At 60.5% G+C, this 25,231-nt stretch carries 21 protein-coding genes and 1 pseudogene; 2 read left to right on the forward strand and 20 right to left on the reverse strand.

Translation table 11 applies throughout. The annotated features are described in order from the left end of the window. Positions 1–4: 4 nt before the first annotated feature. Positions 5–1,132, reverse strand: coding sequence for a TDT family transporter (locus tag ASC90_RS21500; RefSeq protein ID WP_056545093.1), 1,128 nt, complete (start codon positions 1,130–1,132; stop codon positions 5–7). 109 nt (positions 1,133–1,241) lie between these two features. Between ASC90_RS21500 and ASC90_RS21505 the strand changes: the two genes are divergently transcribed. Then, a complete protein-coding gene (locus tag ASC90_RS21505) occupies positions 1,242–2,129 on the forward strand; it encodes a LysR family transcriptional regulator (RefSeq protein ID WP_056545097.1) in 888 nt (295 codons plus the stop codon). On the opposite strand, the pseudogene ASC90_RS21510 reads toward ASC90_RS21505, so the two are convergent. Together ASC90_RS21510 and ASC90_RS21515 are read right to left on the reverse strand one after the other, a co-directional pair. After that, positions 2,112–4,202, reverse strand: a pseudogene (locus ASC90_RS21510) (EAL domain-containing protein). The gene ASC90_RS21505 and the pseudogene ASC90_RS21510 sit on opposite strands and share 18 nt — an antisense overlap. Positions 4,203–4,388: 186 nt before the next feature. Next, on the reverse strand, positions 4,389–4,811 hold the full coding sequence (locus ASC90_RS21515; RefSeq protein ID WP_056545101.1) for a helix-turn-helix domain-containing protein: 423 nt from the start codon (positions 4,809–4,811) through the stop codon (positions 4,389–4,391). Between the two features lie 71 nt (positions 4,812–4,882). Here ASC90_RS21515 and ASC90_RS21520 point away from each other — a divergent pair, with 71 nt between their 5' ends. Beyond that, positions 4,883–7,138, forward strand: a complete 2,256-nt coding sequence (locus ASC90_RS21520) for a heavy metal translocating P-type ATPase (RefSeq protein ID WP_056545104.1) — start codon at positions 4,883–4,885, stop codon at positions 7,136–7,138. 58 nt (positions 7,139–7,196) lie between these two features. Here the strand turns inward: ASC90_RS21520 and ASC90_RS21525 are convergent, their stop codons facing one another. The 17 genes from ASC90_RS21525 to tolQ all read right to left on the reverse strand — a co-directional run bounded on the left by ASC90_RS21525 (position 7,197) and on the right by tolQ (position 25,086). Then, positions 7,197–8,408, reverse strand: a complete 1,212-nt coding sequence (locus ASC90_RS21525) for a transporter substrate-binding domain-containing protein (protein ID WP_244480431.1) — start codon at positions 8,406–8,408, stop codon at positions 7,197–7,199. Positions 8,409–8,495: 87 nt separating this feature from the next. Further along, the gene (locus ASC90_RS28980; protein ID WP_156393078.1) at positions 8,496–8,666 is read right to left on the reverse strand and encodes a hypothetical protein; all 171 of its coding nucleotides are present in this window, start codon (positions 8,664–8,666) and stop codon (positions 8,496–8,498) included. Positions 8,667–8,999: 333 nt separating this feature from the next. After that, complete coding sequence (locus ASC90_RS21530; RefSeq protein ID WP_056545106.1) at positions 9,000–9,185, reverse strand: hypothetical protein; 186 nt, start codon at positions 9,183–9,185, stop codon at positions 9,000–9,002. A 102-nt stretch (positions 9,186–9,287) separates the two neighbouring features. After that, the gene (locus ASC90_RS21535) at positions 9,288–9,440 is read right to left on the reverse strand and encodes a hypothetical protein (protein WP_056545750.1); all 153 of its coding nucleotides are present in this window, start codon (positions 9,438–9,440) and stop codon (positions 9,288–9,290) included. A 152-nt stretch (positions 9,441–9,592) separates the two neighbouring features. Then, a complete protein-coding gene (gene serA, locus ASC90_RS21540; RefSeq protein WP_056545108.1) occupies positions 9,593–11,188 on the reverse strand; it encodes a phosphoglycerate dehydrogenase in 1,596 nt (531 codons plus the stop codon). 85 nt (positions 11,189–11,273) lie between these two features. Next, on the reverse strand, positions 11,274–12,452 hold the full coding sequence (locus ASC90_RS21545) for a phosphoserine transaminase (RefSeq protein ID WP_056545110.1): 1,179 nt from the start codon (positions 12,450–12,452) through the stop codon (positions 11,274–11,276). Between the two features lie 149 nt (positions 12,453–12,601). After that, positions 12,602–13,414 (reverse strand): outer membrane protein, encoded by an 813-nt coding sequence (locus ASC90_RS21550; RefSeq protein ID WP_056545112.1) that lies wholly within the window; start codon positions 13,412–13,414, stop codon positions 12,602–12,604. A gap of 180 nt (positions 13,415–13,594) precedes the next feature. Then, entirely contained in the window at positions 13,595–14,365 is a 771-nt protein-coding gene (locus ASC90_RS21555) for an outer membrane protein (RefSeq protein ID WP_056545114.1), read from the reverse strand. Between the two features lie 181 nt (positions 14,366–14,546). Next, positions 14,547–15,899 carry a phosphoglucosamine mutase gene (gene glmM / locus ASC90_RS21560; RefSeq protein ID WP_056545116.1) on the reverse strand — a complete coding sequence of 451 codons (1,353 nt, stop codon included), beginning with the start codon at positions 15,897–15,899 and terminating at the stop codon, positions 14,547–14,549. Between the two features lie 239 nt (positions 15,900–16,138). Next, positions 16,139–18,070, reverse strand: coding sequence for an ATP-dependent zinc metalloprotease FtsH (gene ftsH, locus ASC90_RS21565; protein WP_056545118.1), 1,932 nt, complete (start codon positions 18,068–18,070; stop codon positions 16,139–16,141). A gap of 98 nt (positions 18,071–18,168) precedes the next feature. Continuing rightward, a complete protein-coding gene (tilS, locus tag ASC90_RS21570; RefSeq protein WP_056545120.1) occupies positions 18,169–19,497 on the reverse strand; it encodes a tRNA lysidine(34) synthetase TilS in 1,329 nt (442 codons plus the stop codon). A 12-nt stretch (positions 19,498–19,509) separates the two neighbouring features. Then, entirely contained in the window at positions 19,510–20,511 is a 1,002-nt protein-coding gene (gene ybgF / locus ASC90_RS21575) for a tol-pal system protein YbgF (RefSeq protein ID WP_056545122.1), read from the reverse strand. A gap of 214 nt (positions 20,512–20,725) precedes the next feature. After that, positions 20,726–21,250, reverse strand: coding sequence for a peptidoglycan-associated lipoprotein Pal (pal, locus tag ASC90_RS21580; protein WP_056545126.1), 525 nt, complete (start codon positions 21,248–21,250; stop codon positions 20,726–20,728). 156 nt (positions 21,251–21,406) lie between these two features. Continuing rightward, positions 21,407–22,717, reverse strand: a complete 1,311-nt coding sequence (tolB, locus tag ASC90_RS21585) for a Tol-Pal system beta propeller repeat protein TolB (RefSeq protein ID WP_056545128.1) — start codon at positions 22,715–22,717, stop codon at positions 21,407–21,409. A 22-nt stretch (positions 22,718–22,739) separates the two neighbouring features. After that, a complete protein-coding gene (locus ASC90_RS21590; protein WP_056545130.1) occupies positions 22,740–23,876 on the reverse strand; it encodes a hypothetical protein in 1,137 nt (378 codons plus the stop codon). An 8-nt stretch (positions 23,877–23,884) separates the two neighbouring features. Then, positions 23,885–24,337 (reverse strand): protein TolR, encoded by a 453-nt coding sequence (tolR, locus tag ASC90_RS21595; protein WP_056545131.1) that lies wholly within the window; start codon positions 24,335–24,337, stop codon positions 23,885–23,887. Positions 24,338–24,366: 29 nt separating this feature from the next. Then, the gene (gene tolQ, locus ASC90_RS21600; RefSeq protein ID WP_056545133.1) at positions 24,367–25,086 is read right to left on the reverse strand and encodes a protein TolQ; all 720 of its coding nucleotides are present in this window, start codon (positions 25,084–25,086) and stop codon (positions 24,367–24,369) included. Positions 25,087–25,231 lie beyond the last annotated feature (145 nt).

The raw sequence follows: 25,231 nt of genomic DNA on the forward strand, positions 1-25,231 counted from the left end.
CTGATCATGCCTGCAGACACGGATCGGAAAACAACGTGCCCTCCAAAGCGCCTAGTGCGGTCCTGGCGGCAACCACCAGCCAGATCGCGACGAGTGCGATCACAAGCAGGTCTCCGAAGGTTCCGATCGCAGGAACGGGGACCAATATGGCAAGCCGCAGCGTCGCCAGTGCATAGACGCCGATCGGGAAAGTGTAGGCCCACCAGCCGAGATTGAACGGCAGACCGTCCGTGAGATAGCGGGCAGTCACCACGAGTGCCATGCCGAGCCACCACAGACCGTATGCCCACAACAGCAAAGCCCCGAAGAGTGACGCGCCACTCATGCTGTTCGCTAACGCGCCAAGCCCGTTCGCTTCGAGCACGGCACGCCCGTTCACCGCAAACAGGATCAGGCCCAGCGCGCCGGTACCGATCGGCCCGAGCGCAAGGAAAGCAGTTGCTGCCATGCCCGCTGGGGGCAGCTTGTGGAGTGCCATGCGCAGGAAAAGAACACTCAGCAGCCCGAGCGCCAGCGGAACCGAGCAGGCCCACAGCACGTAGCTGGCAAAGAGCACGGTCATCTGCGGGCCGGCACCGGCGACGTGCGTCACCAAGAGCCCGCCGCTGGCGGCAGCGACCTCGCTGGCGACGATCGGCAGCAACCAGATGGCACTCATCTGCTCGAGGGAATGGTCGTGGCGAGTGAACATGGCAAAGGGAATGACAAACCCGGCAATGATCGCCAGCGCTGCGTCGATCCACCAGAGTTGGATGGCCATCCCGACCGCAGGCTCGCCGAAGAGCGGAACACCGAAAATCAATGTGCCGTTGACCAAAGTCGCCAGCCCCATCGGGATGCAACCGAAGAACATGGAAACAACCGGATGTCCTAAGGCACTCAAGGCTTCTCGCGGGTGAAGCAGCCACTTGGCTGCATAGAGCGCGGACAGGATCCCAAACAGCAAGATATTGGCGAGCCACAGTATTTCGCCGGCCTTCCAAAGCAGCGGAATCGCGGCAAACTGGCCGAGACAGATGGCCACTATTCCCGTTCCCATCGTCGTCGCGAACCAGTTGGGCGTAAAATGCAGGACACGCTGTCGCCATCCGGACCTTCTGGCCTGAACGTACGGATCGGTGAAAGCAGTCATGACGGTATCCTCGGTTGCGCCCCGTGAATACAACTCTCGATTAATCGATTCCAACGAATTGTAATTCTTGTTTCATTCGATAAAATCGAACGATAATAAGGTGCCTATCATGACGCTCGAACAGTTGCGGATTTTCATCGAGGTAGCCTCCCGCCAGCATATAACGCAGGCTGCGGCGCATCTGAACATGACGCAATCGGCCGTCAGCGCCGCTGTGACGGCGCTGGAACGCCGCCACAGCGTGACGCTGTTCGACCGTGTCGGGCGTTCGATCGTTCTCAACCAGACAGGCCGCCTTTTCCTCAAGCAGGCCCAAGAAGTGCTTGCCGGCGCACGAGCGGCGGAAGCGGCCTTGATGGATCTTTCCGGCATGATGCACGGCGAGCTGTCGATCATGGCCAGCCAGACGGTCGCGGGCTACTGGTTGGCGCCGCGGCTTGCCCAATATCGGAAGCGCTATCCCGGAATTACCCTGAGCGTTCGCATCGGCAACACCGACGAGGTGACTGATGCGGTGGTCGAGGGTCGTGCAGAGATCGGCTTTATCGAATGGCCGGAAGAACGGCGCGGTGTGTCGGTCAGAATGGTCGCAATCGATGAGATGATCGTCGTCGTCGCGCCGGGACATCCGTGGGCGGATGGCAGACAGCGCGGCGTCGACGATTTTCCCCAAACGCCGTGGGTCCTGCGCGAGCACGGATCCGGGACGCGGCGCGCCTTTGAAAGCCTGCTGGAGAAGGCGGGCTTGGATGTGGGCGCTCTCGACATCCCGATGTCGCTGCCGGGCAACGAAACGGTGATCGGTGTCGTTCAGGCGGAGTTCGGCGCTACGCTCATGTCCCGCAGCATCGTTGCGCCGCTGCTAAAGGGCGGTACGCTGGTCGAGGCAAACATCGCAACACTTCCCCGTCCGTTCTTTCTGCTTCGCCACGAGGAGCGCTACCGCAGCAAGGCGGCGGACGCCTTCGACGCGATGATCTCAGCACTTGCTGAGTGAAACCGGACTATCGGTTCCGCGGTAGATTAGTGCTTCCGCCTCCTGCAGCGGCATTGGTCTGCCCAGCAGATAGCCCTGCACTTCGCCGAAGCCCTCGGCTCGCAAACTCTGCAGTTGCTCCTCGGTCTCGATGCCCTCGGCAAGCGTCGTGGCGTTGAAGCCTGAACCGATGCCGACGACGGCGCGGACGATGGCAAGATTGCCGGGGTCCGTCTCGATGCCGGCGACGAAGCTGCGGTCGAGCTTGATTTTGTCGAAGGCAAAGGCGCGAAGGTAGCTCAACGAGGAGTAACCGGTACCGAAATCGTCGATGGCAATGCGAATGCCGAGTTCCTTCAATGCCCTGAGCAGCGGCAGGCTCTGTTCGACATCGGCGAGAAAGACGGATTCGGTGATCTCGATCTCCAACCGATCGGGCCGAAGACCGGTATCGTTGAGGGCAGCCACGACAGTCGAAAGGAGTTTGCTATGGCGGAACTGGCAGACGGAAAGGTTGACAGCGATCTTCAAGTGACCGGGCCACGTGGCAGCGGCGCCGCAGGCTTCGCGCAAGACCCATTCGCCGATCGGAACGATGAGGCCGGTTTCTTCCGCAATCGGAATGAAATCCATCGGGGGGATCAATCCACGCGTCGGATGGTGCCAGCGGATCAGCGCCTCGAAACCGGCGATGCCGTCGTCATCGAGTTGGACGATCGGCTGGTAGTGAAGCTCGAACTGTCCTTTTAGCAAGGCGTCGTGCAGCTCGACAATCATCAGGTGGCGCCGCTCGGCTTCCAGCCGCATTTCCGACCGGTAAAAGCGATAGGTCGATCGACCGCTTTCCTTCGCAGCATAAAGCGCCAGGTCGGCGTGCCGCATCAGGACGTCATCGTCGTCGGCATGCTCGGGCGCAATCGCGATGCCGATGATGCACGTTACATGCTCGTTGGCGCCGTCGAGGTCAAATGGGACAGACAGCGCTTTCAGCAGGCGCTCGGCGAAGCACTCGACGGCCTCCCGTCCGTCAAGCCGCAGTAAAAGTGCAAATTCGTCGCCACCCAGACGGGCCACGATGTCGTTGTTTCCGATGAGGCGCGTCAGGCGCGAGGCGACCTGGCAAAGCAGTGCGTCGCCGGCGGCATGGCCCTTGCTGTCGTTGATATGCTTGAAGTGATCGACATCGAGATAGAGCAGCGCAAGCGGGTTCTCCGCATTCGCGCCCCTCGCAGCGGTCTGGATATGATCGGCAAAGAAAGCGCGGTTCGGCAGGCCGGTGAGCGCATCGTGCATTGCCATGTAGGCAAGGCGCGCCTCCACGGAGCGCTCTTCTGTAACATCCTGGGAAATGCCGAGCAGGTAGCGCGGCGTCCGGCCTTCCGGCTCAGGCAAGGCGCGCTTTACGGTACGCAGAATCCTTGGCACGCCATCAGTGCGCTGCATTGTCTCTTCGAAGCTGATCGTCGCGCCAGCCATCAATGCCTTCGCATCCTGGCTGCGGAAAATGGCGGTCTGCTTGTCGTCGAACAGGATGCGGTCGCTTTGACCGAGGACGTCGAAGGGATCGCGGCCGACGATTGCGCCACAAGCCTCGTTGAAGAGCACATAAAGACCGTCCGCCTCCATATCCTTGACGAAGACGCCGACCGGTAGGTTGTCAACGATGCTGTCGAGCAATGAACGCGTATCCGTCACCTGCTTCTACGCAGCGTTGACCTCCGTCCGGTCCTGCACGATTGCAAGGATGGCGTCACGGCCATCGAAGCGGACAGCACGGCCATACGTCAGGACCTCCACCGTCTCGCCATCGGCCTTGAGGTGTGTCCACCGCTCGGCCTTCTCCATGTCGGTACGCTCATGCACCGCGCTCAGCATCCGCTGGCGCTCATGGTCTGGGCGGATGTCGAGCACGGTCATCCGCGCGTATTCGTGTAGCCCATAGCCGTAGAGATCTACAGCGGCGTTATTGACGATCAGGAAGCGCAGCGTATCCGGATCGTAGACCCACATCGGCGACGGGTGGGTCGCGAACAACGACTGGAAATCATCGTTGGGGCTATCGATGGAAACAAGCGCTCTCGGAGTACCGGTCATGATGAAATCACATTGAGTATTGGCGGCGGACCGAACGAGTTTAACCGAGAAAGCTAAATAAAATCAGAATCATAACGTGCCGAAACTTTAGGCGAACCGCCCGCGCATTGTGCACGACCAACACGTCATCGAATATTTTGCCGCCTTGTATGGTAAGAGCGGAACGGATGAAAGCGTCCTGCGCCGTCAGTGATGTGTGTGTGCGCATTGGCCATGATCGGCAAGCACCTCGATCACTCGGCAATGATCGACGCGGCCATGGCCACAACCCTCGACCATCGTTTCCAGTTCCGCCTTCAGCGCAAGTAGGCTCCTTATCCGTTGCTCGACCTCGACGAGACGGGCCTTGGCGATGGCATCTGCAGAAGCACAGGACTGATGTGGATCATCCTGCAGGGTTAGCAAGGTGCGGATCGCATCCACCTCGAAGCCAAGTTCGCGGGCGTGGCGAATGAAGGCGAGCCGACGCAGGTCTGCTTGTTCATAGGCACGCTGGTTACCCTCGCTGCGGCTCGGTTCCGCGAGCAGGCCTATGCTCTCATAGTAGCGAATCGTCGGCACTTTCACGCCGCTTTGCCTCGAAGCTTCACCGATCGTAATCTTTTTCATCATTTTCCTCTTGCACCTCTAGTCGCTAGAGGATGTAGGAAGGATACTTCCCAAAGGCAAGGAAGCGGATCATGAGCGAAACGGTCGAGAAGCGTTACAGGGTCGACGGCATGGATTGCGCCGGTTGCGCGACGAAGATCGACACCGCCGTACGTCGGATGCCTGGAGTTGAGGATGTCCTGGTATCGGTTACCGCCGGCACGATGACCGTGCGCCACGACGGCAGCAGCGATCTTGTCGCCATCGAGAGAAGGGTTGCCGGCCTCGGCTACTCCGTGATGCAGGTCACCTCCCGGACCCCAGCGGCACCGTCGCGACAGGTTCATGATCATCATCATGATCATGAAGGTCACGATCACGCCAACCACGATCACGATCTCGACGAAGCATCCCACGGTGCCGCTGCCGCTCCGCCGGCGTCGGACACGGTTGAGGGGCTGCACGGCCACGACAACACGACAACGAACGGTCCATGGTGGCAAAGCAAGAAGGGCCGCCTGACAATCCTCTCGGGCGTAGCACTCGTGACCGCCTATGCGATCGGTCATCTCGTTCCTGCGATCGCGCCCTACGCTTTCGTCGCCGCGATGCTGGTCGGCCTGGTGCCGATTGCGCGCCGCGCCGTTATGGCGGCGTTTGCGGGTACGCCGTTCTCGATCGAAATGCTGATGACCATCGCCGCGGTCGGCGCGGTGATCATCCATGCTGGCGAGGAAGCGGCCACGGTGGTCTTCCTTTTCCTGGTTGGCGAACTGCTGGAAGGCGTGGCCGCCGGCAAGGCCCGCCAAAGCATCCAGTCCCTAACGAAATTGGTACCGAAAAGCGCTCTGGTCGAAGAGGACGGCAAGACCCGTGAGGTTCCCGCCGAAAATCTCGCCGTCGGTGCAACCATCCTCGTCCGCCCGGGCGACCGTATTTCCGCCGACGGCACAATCCTGTCCGGCGAGAGCGCGATCGACGAGGCACCGGTGACCGGCGAGAGCACGCCGGTGCGCAAAGGCGAAGGCGATGTCGTCTTTGCCGGCACGGTCAACGGCGATGCCGCGCTGAGGGTGAAAGTGACCGCAGCGGCAGCCGACAACACCATTGCCCGCGTTGTTAGACTTGTCGAGGAAGCGCAGGAATCGAAGGCGCCAACCGAGCGCTTCATCGACCGCTTCTCGCGTTACTACACCCCTGGCGTTGTCGTCGTCGCCGCTCTTGTCGCAATCCTTCCGCCGCTATTGGCAGGCGGCGCGTGGAACGAGTGGATTTACAAGGGTCTTGCGATCCTGTTGATCGGTTGCCCCTGCGCTCTCGTCATCTCGACCCCCGCCGCGATAGCCGCATCGCTTTCGTCCGGTGCGCGCCGCGGTCTGCTATTGAAAGGCGGCGCGGTGCTGGAAACGCTCGGCAAGATCAACGCCGTCGCCCTCGACAAGACGGGCACCCTGACCGAAGGAAAGCCGAAGGTGACGGATGTGATCGGCTTCGAAAGCACGCAAGCCGACATATTGAAGTACGCGGCGGCCCTTGAGACCGGTTCAAGCCATCCGCTGGCACTGGCAATTCTCGCAAGGGCAGCGACGGACAATGTCGTCGTCCCCGCGGCAACGGACGCCAAAGCCCTTGGTGGCAAGGGCGTCTCCGGAACAGTGGAGGGCCTGCCGATCTTCCTGGGTTCACCCAAGGCGGCACATGAACGTATTCCGCTGTCGGCCGAACAGACCGCGCGCATCACCGGCCTCAACGACGAGGGCAAGACCGTCTCCGTCCTGCTCGTCGGCGAGACACTGGCGGGAGCCATTGCCATGCGCGACGAGCCCCGTGACGACGCAAAGGCGGGCCTCAAGGCTCTCACTGACAGCGGTGTGAAAATCGTCATGCTCACCGGCGACAACAGCCGCACGGCAAATGCAATCGGCCAGCAACTGGGTATCGAGGTCCGAGCCGAGCTGATGCCCGAGGACAAGCAACGCATCGTCGGCGAGCTTCAAAGCCAGGGCCTGACGGTCGCCAAGGTCGGTGACGGGATCAACGACGCCCCTGCCCTTGCCGCTGCCGACGTCGGTATCGCCATGGGCGGCGGCACGGATGTCGCACTGGAGACCGCCGACGCCGCCATCCTTCATGGTCGCGTCGGTGACGTCGCGGCGATGATCGCACTTTCGAAACGAACCATGCGCAACATAGCCGAGAACATCACCATCGCCCTCGGGCTTAAAGCGGTGTTCCTGGTGACCACGATCGCCGGCATCACCGGGCTATGGCCAGCCATCCTCGCCGATACCGGCGCCACCGTGCTGGTGACGATTAATGCACTGAGACTGTTGCGCCCGGCCCGGTAGGGCGGCTAGCGCCGATGCCTTCGGATCTGCGGCGACATCAAGCAAACCGCTTTTAGCGTCATCTTTTCTCGCCGAGGAAGCGGAAGAGCGTCTGCTTCCAGTGCAGATCGTGGATGGCTTCGAGGATGGCCACATCAATCGCCTTGCGATACGGCCGGCCGAGGGGCATGGCCAGTCCGTAGCTCTGCGGTTCGAAATCGACATCAAGTACCCGGACGGTATTCGGGAACGTCTGCTCTACCGTCCAGGCGAGCAAAGGCTTGTCATAAACGAAGGCGTCCAGCGATCCCGCTTCCAATGCCTTGAGGCCTTGGGTGACCTGTCCGAAGGTGCGATACTTGATGCGCTCCCCGTTCAGAAAGCCTACCGTCGCGGAACCGGCGAGCGTTCCGACGCGCACGGCCGGCAGATCCTCCACACCATTGACGAGCCCGCGCATCTGGCGCGTCGTCAGCGCCGAGGTGACGCTCGCGGTAAAAACGGCGATGGTGATGATTGAAACAACCATCCAGATGATGGCAAGGGCTCGACCGGCAATCGTTATCGGGCCGCGATGCCCGGTGCTTGCCTGCGTCATCGCCTCGGCTGACCACCAGATACTCGCGCCGAGCCCACGGGTGGCCGGTCCGCCGAAATCATCGTTGTGCCGCCGTTCGAACAACCAGATCAGCGCTCCGACCAGAAGCGAAATGCCGATCAGCGCTCCAGCCGCCTGCATGAAACCCGACGAAACCATCGTGCGGATGATCTCGCGCCAGACAGAGACGCTGTTGATAGGCACGGCTATACCGAGACCCGTATCATAGAAAGGCTGGGAGAAATCGACACTGCGTTCGCGTTCCGCCGTGATCGTGATTGCCGCGACCGAAATGTCAAACTCGCCACGCGATGTCGCTTCTAGTAAAGTCTGTACGTCCGGTTCTTCGACAAGACGGTACTTGAGCCCAAGCCTCTGCGCGATCTCTCGCCAGAGATCGATGGAAATACCGGTCCAGTTGCCGTCGACGTCCTTCATCGCGAAGGGCGGCGCTTGCTTGGTGCCGATTGCGAGTTCCCGGTCCGGAAACGCTCCTCTCGACGCCTCGTCCGCGATCTGGCCGTGCGCGCCGCCCGCCGTCGCGAGGAACATGGTCAGTATCACGACCAGACCCGCACGGTTCAGCGGCTCCAGCAGTCCTGGCCGGCGAGTGCAATTCAAAAGACTTCGTCGGCCCGGCAGCGTTCGAGACTGGTCGGCGTCGGACAGTGTCGCGGGTGAAGATGTCATCATGCCGATCCGTAGCCTCCTCCCCGAAAACAGCCCCTACGATGATCTCTGCCAAGAACTCGTCCGATCCGGGCGACGACGACCTGTATCTCAGCGTCCGAGCGCCTCCGGCGCATTGTCGACATCATCCGCAACTGCGGCCTTCACCGTCTGCGGTGTTGCTGAGCCATGAGCGCTATTGGCGGGAGTATCCAGATGGCTGTCACAAGACCCGACCAAAAACGCGACCGTTCGCGCCCGCAGGAAGAATGTCATGCTCATATCTGGTCTCCTTGAGACCGACATCGTCGCTCTGTCTCGCATTCGCCCTAGCGGCCGAAGGCCAGCGAGCCACGGATGGGTGTAAATTGGAAGTACGTTACAGTAAAATTGCGACCGTGGATGTCGGCGAGACCGTCAGGTTGCCACCACGTCATCTGGCGCCAAGTCGCGGGCAATGGAACAAATTGCTCGCAAGGGAGTTAGCGTTGAGAGGAGGAGTAACATGACAAATGATTTCAACAGACCTAATCCGGTGAACACGTCGACCTCGCGCAGCAGAACCTTGTGGATTGTGCTCGCCGCTCTCGTCGTCATCGCTGCCCTGGCAGCGACTTACTGGCCAAGATCGCAGGGCACTTCCACGGCGACGGCACCCGCCACACCTGCCCCCACTGCTTCTGAACCCGCGAGCCCGCCGCCGGCCGCAACGGCCCCCGCGACGACAACGCCGCCAGCCGCAAGCCCACCGGCAGCAACCCCGCCCGCGACTGAACCGACAATGCCTGCAGCTCCGGCCACGCCTGCAGCTCCAGCTACGCCTGCGCCCGCGACTCCACAATAAGCGGGCACTTCCGCTCTGGCGGGTTTATACAATGCACAAAGGAAGGCCGGATCAGCGATTTAGTTCGCACCGGCCTTGAGAATGCGGTGCGTGCTTTCATCAAGGGCATTGCTCGCCTGCCTTCCGTCGGCGGCAAGGCCGTTGGCTGTATTGGCGCATGAGGAAAGGGCAAAAAGCGATACCAGGGCGATAGCAATTGCGGCTCTTGTCATGAATGTCCCCGAAGTGAGTGTCCGATGAATCAATCGTGGATGCGCAACGACGATAACCTTCCTCGGCGCAGCGATCAACGTACACCCGAACAGCAAGAACCCGGCGCAGTCCGCCGCGCCGGGTTCCCTGGATCTTCCTTGGGAGGAAAATATCAGTCCACCGAAAAGACGAGCGGCTTTGCCTGGCGGATCGCCGGGTTCGCCGTCAACTTGCCGAGAACGGCGTCGCTGAGCGGACCATCGACATAAAGCAGCGCAATCGCATCGCCGCCCTGCTTGTCGCGGCCGAGCTGGAAGTTGGCGATGTTGACGCCCGCCGAACCCAGCGTGGTGCCGATGAAGCCGATCATGCCGGGGACGTCGGTGTTGGTGATGTAGACCATGTGGCTGCCGACGTCTGCGTCGAGGTTGATTCCCTTTATCTGGATGAAGCGCGGCTTTCCATCCGAGAACACGGTACCGGCGATCGAGCGGGTCATCGCTTCGGTCTTCACCGTCAGCTTGATGTAACCATCATAGACGCCGGTCTTGTCGCGCTTGACTTCCGAAAGGACGATGCCCTTTTCCTTGATCATCACAGGGGCCGAAACCATGTTGACATCGGACACCTGCGTGCGGATCAGGCCGGCGAGCAACGCACTCGTCAGCGCCTTGGTATTCATCCCGGCGGTGATACCGTCGTAGAGAATCTCGATTTCCTTGATCGGCTCTTCGGTGACCTGACCGACAAAGGCGCCGAGAACGTCGGCGAGCCGGATGAACGGCTTCAGGATCGGCGCTTCCTCCGCAGTAATCGACGGCATGTTGATGGCGTTGGAAACGGCACCCTTGACGAGGTAGTCCGACATCTGTTCGGCGACCTGGAGAGCAACATTCTCCTGCGCTTCTGAGGTCGACGCACCGAGATGCGGCGTGCAGACGACGTTCGGAAGGCCGAACAGCGGGCTTTCCTTGGCAGGCTCGACCTCGAATACGTCGAAGCCGGCTCCAGCAACGTGGCCGGACTTGATGGCATCGGCAAGCGCTGCCTCATCGACGAGGCCGCCGCGGGCGCAGTTGATGATGCGCACGCCGGGCTTGGTCTTGGCGAGGTTTTCCTTGCCGAGGATGCCGCGGGTCTTGTCGGTCATCGGCACGTGCAGGGTGATGAAGTCAGCCTTGGCCAAAAGCTCGTCGAGCTCGACCTTGGTGACGCCCATCTCTTCGGCGCGTTCCTTGGACAGGAAGGGATCGTAGGCCAGAACATGCATGCCGAGGCCAATGGCCTTCTTGCAGACGATGCCGCCGATATTGCCGGCCCCGATGACGCCGAGCGTCTTGCCGGTGATTTCAACACCCATGAACTTCGATTTTTCCCACTTCCCGGCCTGCGTCGAGGCATCGGCCTGCGGCAGCTGGCGGGCAACGGCGAACATCAGCGCGATGGCGTGTTCGGCAGTGGTGATCGAGTTGCCGAACGGCGTGTTCATGACGATGATACCGCGGCGCGAAGCGGCCGGGATATCGACATTGTCGACGCCGATGCCGGCGCGACCGATGACCTTGAGGTTGGTCGCAGCAGCAATCAGCTTTTCCGTTGCCTTGGTTGCCGAACGGATGGCGAGACCGTCATAATTGCCGATGATTTCGGCAAGCTTGTCCTTGTCCTTGCCGAGCTGCGGCTGGAAATCGACTTCGACGCCACGATCACGGAAAATCTGGACGGCAGTTTCCGACAATTCGTCGGATACGAGAACGCGAGGTGCCATTGGGGGCTTCCTTCAAAAAAGTTCAGCGATGGATGAAATCAGGATGCGTGGCTCCGCCCGTTCGGCGGAGCCGGATGCGATCAACTCAGGCAGCAGCCTGGGACAGCGTTGCCTTCTGGGTCTCGAAAGCCCAGGTCAGCCACGGCATCAGCTTCTGCATGTCAGCAGTCTCGATGGTGGCACCCGCCCAGATACGAAGGCCGGATGGCGCGTCGCGGTAGTGGCCGATGTCGTAGGCGACACCTTCCTTGTCCAGCAAGGAGACGAGACCCTTGGCGAAGTTCGCCTGGCCGTCGGCGTCGAGCGCTGCAACGCCCTTGTCCGTGATCTTCAGGCAGACCGAGGTGTTCGAAGCCGTCTCGGCCTTCACCGCCAGGTTGGCGATCCAGTCGTTGGCAGCGACGAAGTCGGCGATGACCTTGGCATTGGCGTCGGCGCGAGCCATCAGGCCCTTCAGGCCGCCGACCTGCTTCGACCAAAGCAGCGCATCGATATAGTCCTCGACGCAAAGCATCGACGGCGTGTTGATGGTTTCGCCGGTGAAGATGCCCTCGATCAGCTTGCCGCCCGAGGTCATGCGGAAGATCTTCGGCAGCGGCCAGGCCGGTGCGTAGGTGGTGAGACGCTCGACGGCACGAGGCGACAGGATGATGACGCCATGAGCGCCCTCGCCGCCGAGAACCTTCTGCCAGGAGAAGGTGACGACATCGAGTTTGGCGAAATCGAGGTTCTGCGCGAAAGCGGCAGACGTCGCATCGCAGATCGTCAGGCCCTTGCGGTCGGCAGGGATGAAATCGCCGTTCGGTACGCGGACGCCGGAGGTGGTGCCATTCCAGGTGAAGACGACGTCGCGGTCGAAGTCGATGGTCGAAAGGTCCGGCAGCTCGCCGTAACCGGCTTCGATCTTGCGGACGTCCTTGAGCTTCAGCTGCTTGACGACGTCGGTGACCCAGCCGGCACCGAAGCTTTCCCAGGCGACCATGTCGACGCCACGCTCGCCGAGCAGCGACCAGAGCGCCATTTCGACGGCGCCGGTATCGGAGGCAGGAACGATGCCGATGCGGTAATCCGCAGGCACTTCCAGAATTTCACGGGTAAGATCGATGGCCTGCTTCAGCTTCGTCTTTCCGACTTTCGCGCGGTGCGAACGGCCAAGCGGCGCGTCGGAAAGGGCTTCAAGCGACCAACCGGGGCGCTTCGAGCAAGGGCCAGAAGAAAAATGGGTGTTTTGCGGACGCACGTCCGGCTTTGCGGTCTTCGTCATCTGCTATCCTTCCAGATAGATAGCCCTTCGTTGGGGAAGGGTGTCCCGCCGCCGTGGATACAGAGGACGCCCGATATAGTCAACGAAGAAGTGTCGCACGTGGAGGTATTTTTGCCGCAGGCGCACCATTGCGTCGCCGACCAACCACCCTACCAGCCACCGATACGCAAGCCGATGCGGATTTCGTGACGGGTCAATCCGTCGTCGCGACCGCTTGTCCCGGGAGAGCCTGAAAACATCCTGCCGCCGGCAATATCGGAAAAGCGATAGCCGAAATCGATCTTGAGATTGTCCGTGACTTCATAGCTGAGGCCCGCCATCAGCGCGTAAGTGAAGCGCCAGCTACTCTCGCCGTTGAAGTTCTGCTGTGAGAATGTGGCGCCAGAGCAGGTCGAAGCGCCGTCAACACACTCGGGTTGCGAACGCACGTTCCCCCATCTGACGTTGGATACCCCAATGCCAGCGCCGACATACGGGGTCAAACCGGCAATCGTCGCGAGGTCGGCATAGCCGTTCGCCATGATGCCATAGGCACGAAGATCGGCGCGCGCACCCGAGGTGCAGCCGGTCCCGGCAGCAGCGGATGCGGCACAAGGCAAATCGGTGCGAGCTGTGCCAGTGAAATCACTTTTGAAAAAATCCGCCGTAAGATCGGCGCGCCAGATGTCCGTGAATTGATAGCCGACGCCAGCCCCGCCGGAAAACGGTTTGGAGAAGCGCGCCGGGTCAAATTCGCCACCGCTTGCGGCGCCGCCCGCCTCATTGAAGAGGTATGTCGGCGTTTCGTTGCCCGTCCCCGGCGCGTAGCCAAGATCACCGCGAAGGTACCAACCCGTCGCTGATGAGTCGCCTGAAATGGTAACCTCGGGTGCCTCGGTAATCGGTCGCTCCTCCGCCATCGCCGCACCGCCAAACAAGGCAAGGCTCGTCGCAGCGGCGAGAATTACGGTGGACGATTTCATGGCAATTCCCGACCGGGCGACGCGGTGCCCGCATGGCTGACTTTACGGGTATTATTCCAGCGAGATGCTAACGCATGGTTAACCATGCTCGTTAACCTCGATCACGCTCAACCAAATGAAAAAGGCTGCCGAAACGGCAGCCTTGAACTTGGAAGCTCATGCAACGATGAACGTATTTGGCTATTGCAGCGAGTAGCGCAGGCCAAGTTTGAAATCGTGCGATGTAATATTGTTGAAGTGCATAGGGCCGGTATCCACCGTGTTGTCATAGGAGTTCAGCCGGCCGGTTTTCGCGTCACCAAGATCAACGTAGCTGTAACCAAAGTCGACGGCGAGACGATCTGTCACTTGGTAGCCCAAGCCGGCATGCAACGCCCAGGCGAAGTTCCAAGTGGAGTCGCTGTCACCGTATGCGACACCCAGGGTCGGGACGTTGACGTCCCTGAAACGGGAGATCGTGTTGCGCGAGGCACCGACACCGGCACCAACGTAGGGGGTAATGCCAGCCCAAGTACCAAGATCGACATAGGCGTTGGCCATCAGCAGCCATTCCGATTTGGCAGCGTCATAGTCGTTGGTTGCATCCCAGACAGCCGTGCCCGTTGCATCGGTGTGTCCGTAGCGATCAAGCGCGGAGAAATCCGTCTTGCCGCGATACTGGACGATCGCATCGGCACGCAGCCATTGGTTGAATTGGTAGCCGACACCCACCGAGCCGAGCGGACCGCTGTCAAAACTGCCGTCATCGACAAACTCGCGAAACTCCACGTCGTCAAACAATTCATGCTGCATCCCGCCAAGACGCTGGTTGGTCATGCCGATGTCGCCGCGTAAGTACCATCCGCCGAACGCTGGAGTTGGCATAGGCGCTGGATCGACATAGAGATCCGCCGCGAAAGCCGGGGCACCACCTATCAGCGCCGCCGCCGCGGCAATCAAAAATCTCTTCATTATACTCTCCAAGAACAACCAAAACCGGAACGCGCCATTCAATCGCGTCCGGCCTATTCATCTTGGAGTCTTACAAACTAGGGTTAATGTCCGATTAAATTTACAGGATATTTATCATGAACTTACGAGGACGGACGCCCGCAATCCGAGACGCGGGCGTCGAAAAAAGCATGAGGTGACTTCAGGCCGCGTCTCGCGCTCCACCGATTATCCCGACCAGATCATTGACGATCCGTTCGATCTGGGCCCGATCGTCGCCCTCAGCCATGACGCGGATCAGAGGTTCCGTGCCAGACGGACGGATGACGAGGCGGCCGTTCTTGGCAAGCTCGGCTTCGGCATCGGCGATCGCATTTCGCACCCGGATATCCTCAAGCGGCTTGCCGCTGGAGATGCGCACGTTGCGCAGCAGCTGCGGTACGGGCTCGAACCGTCGGCAGATCTCGCTGACGGTCTTGCCGTTACGCTTGACGGCAGCAAGGATTTGCAGAGCCGCCACAAGCCCGTCACCGGTCGTGCCGTAGTCGGAGAGTACGATATGGCCGGATTGCTCGCCGCCGACGTTGTAGTTGTTCTGGCGCATGTGCTCGACCACGTAGCGGTCCCCCACCATCGTGCGCACGAGACCGAGACCCTTGTCTTCCAGGAAACGTTCGAGGCCGAGGTTTGACATCACGGTCGCGACGATGCCTCCGCCGCGCAGCTGCTGGCTGTCGGCATAGCTCTCGGCGATGACAGCCATCAACTGGTCGCCATCGACGACCGCCCCGTTCTCGTCGACGATGATGACGCGATCCGCGTCACCATCGAGCGCGATACCGATGTCGGCGCGCACTTCGTCGACTTTCTTCTGAAGCGCAACCGGGCTGGTGGAGCCGCAGTTGAGATTGATATTGGTGCCGTTCGGCTCGTTGCCGATGGTGACGACATCGGCGCCCAGCTCCCAGAGCACCGCAGGCGCAACCTTGTAAGCAGCACCATTGGCGCAGTCGATCGCGATCCGCAGGCCCTGCAACGTGACGTCGCGCGGAAGCGTACGCTTGGCGTGCTCGATATAACGGTCATGGACACCATCGACACGCTTTGCCCTGCCGATATCGTCGGACCGCGCGAGTTGCGTCGACAGGTCCCTTTCCAAGAGGTCTTCGATCTGCCCCTCGAGATCGTCGGAAAGCTTGTAGCCATCAGGGCCGAAAAGCTTGATGCCATTGTCCTCATAGGGATTGTGCGATGCCGAGATCATCACGCCGATATCGGCTCGGAGCGAGCGCGTCAGCATTGCGACGGCAGGCGTCGGGATAGGACCGAGAACGAACGCATCGATGCCGGCGGCGGTAAAACCCGCCACCATTGCATTTTCCAGCATATATCCCGAAAGGCGGGTATCTTTGCCTATGACGACCCGGTGACGGTGACTGCCTCGGCGGAAAATAGTTCCGACTGCGATGCCCACTCTCATCGCGAGATCTGGTGTCATCGGGAATACGTTTGACTGACCGCGAATACCGTCCGTCCCGAAATAGCGTCTTTTCATATGCACCCCTGTGCTTTCGGCGCACCCGACCCGGCTGCAGCCCTCTATCGGCGGATTAACGCGCCCTATGCATGATATCGCTACAAAACGCGTTATCGAGGCCTGATCATGTCACCGGAATGGCATAAATCGCCGAAATCATCACGTAAATTAGCAAGAAGACCGATTATATCGCGTTACCGACGCAAAAGGCCGGATCCTGAACGGGATCCGGCCTCTCTGTCATTTTCAAAGTAAAATCAATGCGGCTGAGGCTCGAGACCACCTTCCGCCTCGTCACCCTTGGACGCAGGACGTGTACCGGTCTTCGGTACAGCCGAACCGCGGCTCGGAGGAGTATCGTCGCCGAGATCGCGCGAAGGCTTCTCGCCGCGAATCAACGCCTTGATCTCTTCGCCCGTTAGCGTCTCATACTCGAGCAACCCTTCGGCGATCGCCACGAACGCATCGTGGTCATCGGTCAGGATGCGACGCGCTTCCGTATAGGCCTCGTCGATCAGCTTGCGGACTTCCGAGTCGATGGTCATGGCCGTTGCTTCGGACACATTTTTCGACTGCGAAACCGAGTGGCCGAGGAACACTTCCTGCTGGTTTTCACCATAGGAAACTTGGCCGAGCTTGTCAGAGAAGCCCCACTGCGTCACCATTGCACGGGCAAGCTTGGTGGCCTGCTCGATATCGGACGATGCGCCGGAGGTGATGTTTTCCTTGCCGAACGTCAGTTCTTCGGCAACGCGACCACCCATCATGATGACCAGGCGCGACACCATCCACTTGTAGCTCATCGAATAGCGGTCGCCTTCCGGCAACTGCATGACCATGCCCAGCGCACGACCGCGCGGAATGATCGTTGCCTTGTGCAGGGGATCTGCGACAGGCACTTTCAGCGCGGTGATGGCGTGACCGGCTTCGTGATAGGCGGTCAGCTTCTTTTCGGCTTCGGTCATGGCGGACGAGCGACGCTCGGCACCCATCATGATCTTGTCCTTGGCGTCTTCGAATTCCTGCATGGTGACGACGCGCTTGTTGCGACGTGCGGCCATCAGGGCAGACTCGTTGACGAGGTTCATCAAATCCGCACCCGAGAAACCCGGCGTGCCGCGAGCCAGAACCTTGAGATCGACATTCGGCGCCAAAGGAACGTTGCGGGCGTGCACCTTGAGGATGCGCTCGCGGCCGACGATGTCGGGATTCGGAACGACAACCTGGCGATCGAAACGGCCCGGACGCAACAGCGCCGGATCGAGCACGTCGGGACGGTTGGTCGCCGCGATCAGGATGATACCTTCGTTGGCTTCGAAGCCATCCATCTCGACCAGCAGCTGGTTCAGCGTCTGTTCGCGTTCGTCGTTACCACCGCCGAGACCGGCACCACGATGGCGGCCGACGGCGTCGATTTCGTCGATGAAGATGATGCAAGGCGCATTCTTCTTGGCCTGCTCGAACATGTCGCGGACACGGCTCGCGCCGACGCCGACGAACATCTCCACGAAGTCGGAACCCGAGATCGTGAAGAACGGCACGTTGGCTTCACCGGCAACCGAGCGGGCGAGCAGCGTCTTGCCGGTACCCGGAGGGCCAACCAGCAGAACGCCGCGCGGAATCTTGCCACCAAGACGCTGGAACTTCTGCGGATCACGCAGGAATTCGACGATTTCCTCGAGGTCCTGCTTTGCCTCATCGACACCCGCGACGTCGTCGAAGGTCACACGGCCATGCGCTTCCGTCAGAAGCTTGGCCTTGGACTTGCCAAAGCCCATCGCGCCGCGCGAACCGCCTTGCATCTGCCGCATGAAGAACAACCACACGCCGAGAATAAGCAGCATGGGCAGCAGTGTACCGACATAGCTCAGGAAGCCCGAAGAACCATCGGTTTCGGGACGAGCGGAAACCAGAACATTCTTGCTTTGCAGCCGATCGAGCAGATTGTCATCAACAACGGGCGTATAGGTCTGGAATGTAGTGCCGTTTTCAATATAGCTGCCGGAGACGCGGTTACCCGTGACGACGACTTCCTTGACGCGGCCCGCATCCACTTCACGCAGGAATTGCGAATAAGGGATTTCGCGGGAGCTGGTCTGCGCCGGCGACGTCTGGAACATACTGAAGAGGGCAATCAGCAGCAGCGCTATGATTGCCCACAAGGCGAAATTTCGTAAATTAGGGTTCATCGAACTCCCCAGCACTGGAACGAGCGCCTCATGGCGACCGTCTTATTTGGCTTCTAACATAGGAGTGCGTATGGCGAATGCCAAGGCAAACCGGTCCGTTAGATGGTTTTTCCGTCAATAAGACCTAAAGGCGGTTTTGGATAGAGGCGCGCTCCAAATGCGTCCGCAAGGCTGTCCGCGAAAATGACGTCAAATCGTGTCAAAAAACGGTCGAACGGCGCAAAATAGGGCGTCAGCCGGACTTTGCCGATATCGTTGCTGGGTAATGGCTCTCCGGCAGGGTCGAACAGACACGGCGAAGCCGCCCATGCGCGCCGGGAAGCCGCCTTCGGCAACGATGTCCCCGCCTTGCTCCCCGCACGCCCTGTGGGTCCGACAAGAACGGAAGCATTTTCAGCATTTTGAACGATAAAGCGCCCGTCCCAGATGCCGCGCTCTCCCGCGGCAAGCGCAAGTAACATGACATCGCGACTTTCACGGGCAAGGAAAAGGCCTTCGCGACGCAGATCAAACACCACCCTGCCAGCCGTCATGCGCCCCGGCGCACCCTTCGCAACGAAGGCAAGCAGTTTCTCCGTCTGCGCACGCCCCAACGCGAAAGGCTGACCGCCAAAAACGGCCGCGAGGCGAGAAAGAGCGTACTCCAAGAGCAGTTTGTCACTTGCCAGCCCGGCTTTCGATACGTACCCAAGCCCCTGTTCATGGAGGATAAAATGATCCGCTAGCCATTTACCCGCTTGCTCGGAAAGCCTGAGCCGCTCGTCGGCAGCCTGTCTTGTCGTCGGAATTGCCGCCGTCTCCGAAAGCCGCATTCGCATGCGCACCCGCTCGTACCCTGGATCCGCGTTGCTTGGATCATCGATCCAGCCAACACCCTGAGCCCGCAAGTCTCCACGAATGTCCTCGCGCAGACATGAAAGAAACGGTCGTGCGATCCACAACCGGCGATCGAACAGGACAAGGTCGGCAATTCCGGTTGTTTCCCGTTCCGAGCGCTCGCTGCGCATGGCCAGGGTCTCGCGTTGATCGTCGAGTGTGTGTGCCGTAACCGCGAGGTCGGCATGAAAATTGTCGGCGGCCTCGGCGAGCAAAGCGTATCGAGCCTCGCGCGCAGCCGCCATGAGACCGGCTTTTGGCTTGTCTCCAAGCCAGACCTTCGTGACGTGAGGCACACCGAGCGAGTGGCAGAGAGCGGCGACCTGACGCGCTTCATCCGCGGATTGATCGCGAAGCGCATGGTCCACTGTGGCGGCACAAAGAGCGATGTTGGAATTGGGCGCGATCTTCAGCGCCTTGGCAAGAGCCAAAAGCAGGCCGGTTGAATCGCTGCCGCCTGAAATAGCGACCAGCACGCGCGATGGCTGTTTCAGCGAGTCGATAAAACGGTGGATTGCAGTTTCAGGAGCTAGAATACAGTCGGGGCGCAAAACCGCGGGGCCTTAGCAGGCGAGACGCTTCTGTTCGCTGCCGACCTTGGTTATGACGGCCCGAGAAGCCTTTGGATAGCGCTTCGACACTTCCTTGAGTGTCGCGCAGGCCGTTTCAGTGTTGTCGAGCGCGGCCAGAGACATGCCAAGCTTAAGAAGCATTTCCGGCGCCTTTTCGGAGCTGCCGTATTTCTGGTGCGCGTTCAGGAATGTCTTTGCCGCGTCGTTGTACTTGCCCTGTGAATAGAGCGCTTCGCCCAGCCAGAAATTGGCATCGGCAGCGCGAGCGCTTGCCGGGTACTGGGCGATGTACTGGGTGAATTCCCGTTCGGCCGTCGAATAGTCGCCGGAAAGCACATGGCCATAGGCGGCCTTGTACTGATCCGCCTCGCTACCGAGCGAAGCGGTTTGCGAGGACTTTGCCGCATCGACGCCGGGGAGCGGGCCTGAACCAACCTCCGCGCCCTGATTTACCGAACCACCGACGGTGTTGCCACCCTGGTCGAACTCGATCGAGCCAAGTTGCTTCGGGGGCTGGCCGAGACCGCTGTTCTCCGGAACATCCGTGGAGGGAGCCGTTTCGGCTCCCCGTGTTGCCTCGATCGTGCGCGCGACATCATCGCCGCGCTGGGCCGTCTGGCTGGAGGGCGGGATATCGGCTTCGCTCTTTTTCATCGGCTTGCCGGTACTAGCACTGCTGCCCCCGGCTTTTTCCAGCTCCTGAAAGCGGAATTCGTTGTCTTCCTGCGCCTTGCGTATCGTTTCCTGCATTTGCAACAGTTGGAAACTCATCTCCTCGATGCGCCCGTTCAATTGACGAAGCTGCTCTTCGAGCTGCTGAACGCGGACTTCCGCACCGCCTGCAGCCTGTACGTTGACAATCGGCGCACTCTGCTGACGCTCGACATCCCGACCGCCGACCTGCCAACCAAACAGCGACGTCGCATTCGCCGATTGGCCCGCCCCGGTCACGGCTGCGAGGCAGATCATACCTGCCACGACAAGTTTCTTCATATGGTTCGTCCTGTCTCAGTGATTCTTCGCGCCTCGATGGCACGAACAGGAGATTTTTCCAATTGCTTTCAAAAAGCAACGGAGTCTGGCCAAAGTGTGTTCAAAAAGAAAAGGCGACCCGCGATGGGGTCGCCTTTCCAAATCGTAATGTATTTCCGGAACTACGGCGCCGCGTGTCCGCACGCGTAAAAGCCGCCGTAGCGTCGGTGCTGCGTTACATGCCGGCGCCGCCGAGAACGGTAACGGCGCGACGGTTCTGCGACCAGCAGGAAATATCGTCGCAGACGGCGACCGGGCGCTCCTTGCCGTAGGAGATCGTCCTCATGCGCTGAGCCGGCACGCCGCGCGAGGCAAGGTAGTCCTTGGCGGCAGACGCGCGACGGGCACCGAGCGCCAGGTTGTACTCGCGGGTGCCGCGTTCGTCGGCATGACCTTCGACAGTGATTGCGTACTTCGGATACCGGGCAAGCCACTGAGCCTGACGGTCGAGCGTCTGGGAAGCATCCGCGCGGATGGAGGTTGAATCGGTGTCGAAGAAGATGCGGTCGCCGACGTTGACCGTGAAGTCCTGTGCTGAGCCCGGCGTTGCGGCGCCGGCACCAAGGCCGAGGTCGCCGGCACTGTTGACCGGCTTCTTGGCGCAGCTTGCCAGAGCGAGACCGGCAACGAGCGCGATCATGACGGGGTTACGGGCGAAATCCTGCATGCGGCTCATTGCCGGGGTGTGAATTCGGCTCATGGCCGGTCTCCTTGCGACTTGATTAGGGTTGCCGGACTGTAACCTTACTAGGTTAATCGGCGCTCAAGAATCATGGTTAACGAATGGTTGATTTGTCCCTTTGCCGCCCAGTTCAAAGATTTTTGCGGCGACAACAAGGCACATCCCCAGCCTTTACTACTCGAGCAGCGGTGACCAGGCTGGGTCCGAACCGTAGGTCGGGGTCTTGATCATCTGCTCGTTGTAGCCTGTCAGGTCGATTGAGTAGAGCTGCGGACCACCCGCCCCCGCCGCCTGGCGGAAGAACATGATGACGCGGCCGTTCGGAGCCCAGGTCGGGCCCTCATTGTGGAAGCCGGTCGTCAGGATGCGTTCGCCCGAACCGTCCGGCTTCATCACGCCGATCGAGAACTTGCCGCCCGACTGCTTGGTGAAGGCGATCAGATCGCCACGCGGAGACCAGACAGGCGTCGAGTAGGAGCCGTCGCCGAACGATATACGCGTCTGGCCGGAACCGTCAGCATTCATCTTGTAAAGCTGCTGGCGCCCGCCGCGATCGCTTTCGAACACGATCTGGCCACCGTCAGGCGAATAGGACGGCGACGTATCGATCGCTGCCGTCGAGGTCAGCCGCGTGGTGGTGCGCGAGCGCAGGTCCATGGTGTAGATATTCGCATTGCCTTCCTGCTGAAGGCTCATGACAACCTTCTGGCCATCGGGCGAGAACCGCGGCGAAAACGTCATGCCCGGGAAATTGCCCACCACTTCGCGCTGGCCGGTCTCCAGCTGCAGGAGGTAAACCCGCGGCTGCTGGTTGGCAAAGGACATGTAGGTGACTTCTTGCCGGTTCGGCGAGAAGCGCGGAGTCAGCACGAGGTCGCTGCCGTTGGTCAGCATGCGGACGTTGAAGCCGTCCTGGTCCATGATGGCGAGCTGCCGCTTGCGATCCTGCTTGGTGCCGGACTCCGAGACGAAAACGACACGGGTGTCGAAATAGCCTTCTTCACCAGTGATCTGCTTGTAGATCGCATCGGCGATAATGTGGGCGACACGGCGCCAATTCTCGGGCTGCGTATAGAATTGCTGCCCCGTCATCTGCGTACCGGCAAATGTGTCCCAGAGGCGGAACTCGGCGCGAAGACGGCCGTCGCTTTCCTTTGTCACGCGGCCGGTAACAAGCGCCTGCGCGTTGATCACCTTCCAGTCCTCGAAGCGCGGAGCGGCATCGGGATTGGAGATCTTCTCGATGAAGGCATTCTTGTTGATCGGCGCAAACAGGCCCGAGCGCTGAAGATCCGCCGCCACCACCTGCGACACCTGCGCGCCCATGTCGCCCTGCAGGAAGTCGGTTACCGCGATCGGCAGGGGCTCGACATTGCCCTTGTTGATGTTGATTTCGACAAGCGCGTTCGCGGGCGTGGCGATAACGGCGGTGGTTATCATGCCGACGGCGACCATCAAGGCGCGGATGAGAGAACACTTGGTCATAGAGGACAAGCCTTTCAGCATTTTAAAGTGCTAGATCGCTGGGGTCGAAATTGACGATGACTTCGCCCCAGGCGTCGTATTTGTCTTTCGGAAGATTCGTGAACGGCGACGACTTCATGACCGCGCGCTTTGCACCGCTCGCCAGGGCCATGCGGGTAGCCTCGTTGGTGCCACCGACCGCCTCGACATCCGGCGAGCCGATGATGTTGCCTTCCTGATCGAGCTTCATGTGGACTTTGATGCGAACCTCCCCTGCGCCTTCCATCCCGGGGATGACGGACCAGTTGCCGGCAATTGCGCTGCGAAGCGCGTCCATTTCGCTCATGGAGAGCTTGGAACCGCCGGTGGCCTTCTTGGCACCGAGGGAGGCAACTTCCGTCGAGCTCTTGGCACCGCCATTTGACGGGTCCTGCTTGTTCAGCAAGGCCGCGATGTCGTCAGCGTTGAAGTCGCTCGGCTTAGACGAGGAGGCCTTGGCCTTCTCCTGCTTCTTGTCAGCCTTCTTCTTTTCGGTCGGCTTTTCGTCCGTCTGCGCCTTGTCTTCCGTCTTCTTCTCAGGCGGCTTTTCCGCCGGCTTCTGCTCGGGAGGCTTCACTTGAGGCTTGACGACGGGCGTCGGCACCTTGTCCGGCAAGGCTTCGGCATCCGGCTTCGGCGGCTCGGCCTGCTCCTGCGGCTTTTCCTCAGCCTTCGGCGGCGTAGGCGTCGGCGGGGTGATGTCGGGCTTTGGTGGTGTGATCGACGCCACCTGCTGCGGCTCCACGTCCGTCTCTTCCTTCATGATCTCCTTGACCTCATTGGGTACGGGATCATTCGTGGGAAGCGGCTTTTCGGAAGCCTTGGGAGCAGCGGCGCTTTCGTTGTTGTTCGGTTTGGCGTTGGGAACCGGGGGCGTCTTCAGGTCGACCTTGTTCTCGCCCATGTTCTCGGCGTTTTCGACATTGGTCGGCTTTGCAGTTGGTTTCGGCGCCGGCTTTTCGCTCGGCTTGGCCGTTTTATCGCCCTGCTGCATCTGCGTCATTTCTTCGACCGGCACGAGGTCGACGGGCATCGCCTCGAAATCCTCGACCTTGAATTGCTCGGGGGAGCCGATCGAGATCAGCGCCCAGGTGAGCAATGCGCAGTGCAGAGCAGCAGATGTGACGATACTGGCCTTCATAGCGCTCGCTATTGGTCCTTCTTCTGCTGGGTCACGAGGCCGATATTCTTGAAGCCTGCGCCCTGTATGCGGGCCATGACGTCAGCGATTACGCCGTAAGGCGCCGTCGCATCACCGCGAACGAAGATGCGTTCATTGTAGCCGGTGGTCGCGATCGCTTCGAGCTTCGCCGCAATTTCCTCGACCGGAATCGGCGTTTCCTGAAGGAACGCTGTTCCGTCATTCTTGACCGAGATCGTGATCGGCTGCGTTTCGGAATTCAGCGCCTTGGCCTGCGTTTCCGGCAGATCGATCGGGACGCCGACGGTCATCATCGGTGCTGCCACCATGAAGATGATCAGTAGCACGAGCATGACGTCGACGAGCGGCGTCACGTTGATTTCCGAGATAGTTCCGCCTCTGCGGCCACCACGGCGACGACGGCTACCACCGCCGCCTCCGCCACCGCTTGGAGCACCCATAGCCATATCGTCTACTCCGTTTCCGTCGGTTACTGCGCGGCCTGACGCGGCTGCAGCTTTTCATCGATCTGGCGCGAAAGGATGGCGGAGAATTCATCCGCGAAGCCTTCCATGCGACCCGAGAGCTTGCCGGCGTCAGCGGAGAACTTGTTGTAGGCGATAACCGCCGGAATAGCCGCGACCAGACCGATGGCCGTTGCAAGCAACGCCTCGGCGATACCCGGCGCGACAACTGCGAGGTTGGTCGACTTCGAACCGGCGATGGCCTGGAACGAGGTCATGATACCGACGACTGTTCCGAAAAGTCCGATGAACGGACCGGCTGAACCGATCGTCGCCAGCGAGCCGAGGCGAGCCGAAAAGCCTTCGGATTCACGGGCGAGCGTCACGTCCATGGCGCGGTCGATACGCATCTGGAGACCGATCGGCGACCGTGCACCGCGCTCGAAGCTCTTCTTCCACTCGCGCATGGCGGCGACGAAGATCGAGGCAAGGCCCGTATTGTTGCGCTCTGAAAGCGAGCGGTAGAGCTCTTCCAGCGATTGACCCGACCAGAACACCTGTTCGAACTTGTCGAACTGGCGCCGTGCGCGGCCAAATGCCAGATACTTGTCGATGACGATCGCCCAGGTCCAGACCGAGGCTGCTATGAGCCCGAGCATGACCAGTTTGACGACGAGACCTGCCTGCATGAACAGCGACCAGAGGCTGACGTCCGTCGCTGCTGCTGCCAATCCTACTTGTTCCATTGATCCAAAATCCCCGAATCCAAACGCCCGGCACTTGACCGGGCGGCACAAAGTGATCTCGCAAGAAGTGTCTGGCAGCCGCCGCCCTAAGCCCTGGTCAAGCTTCCAAGCTCTTATCCGCTTTCCTTGCCGTCAAATTTGGTCA

Origin of the sequence: Rhizobium sp. Root1220 (assembly GCF_001426265.1) — a bacterium.
Taxonomy (GTDB): domain Bacteria; phylum Pseudomonadota; class Alphaproteobacteria; order Rhizobiales; family Rhizobiaceae; genus Rhizobium.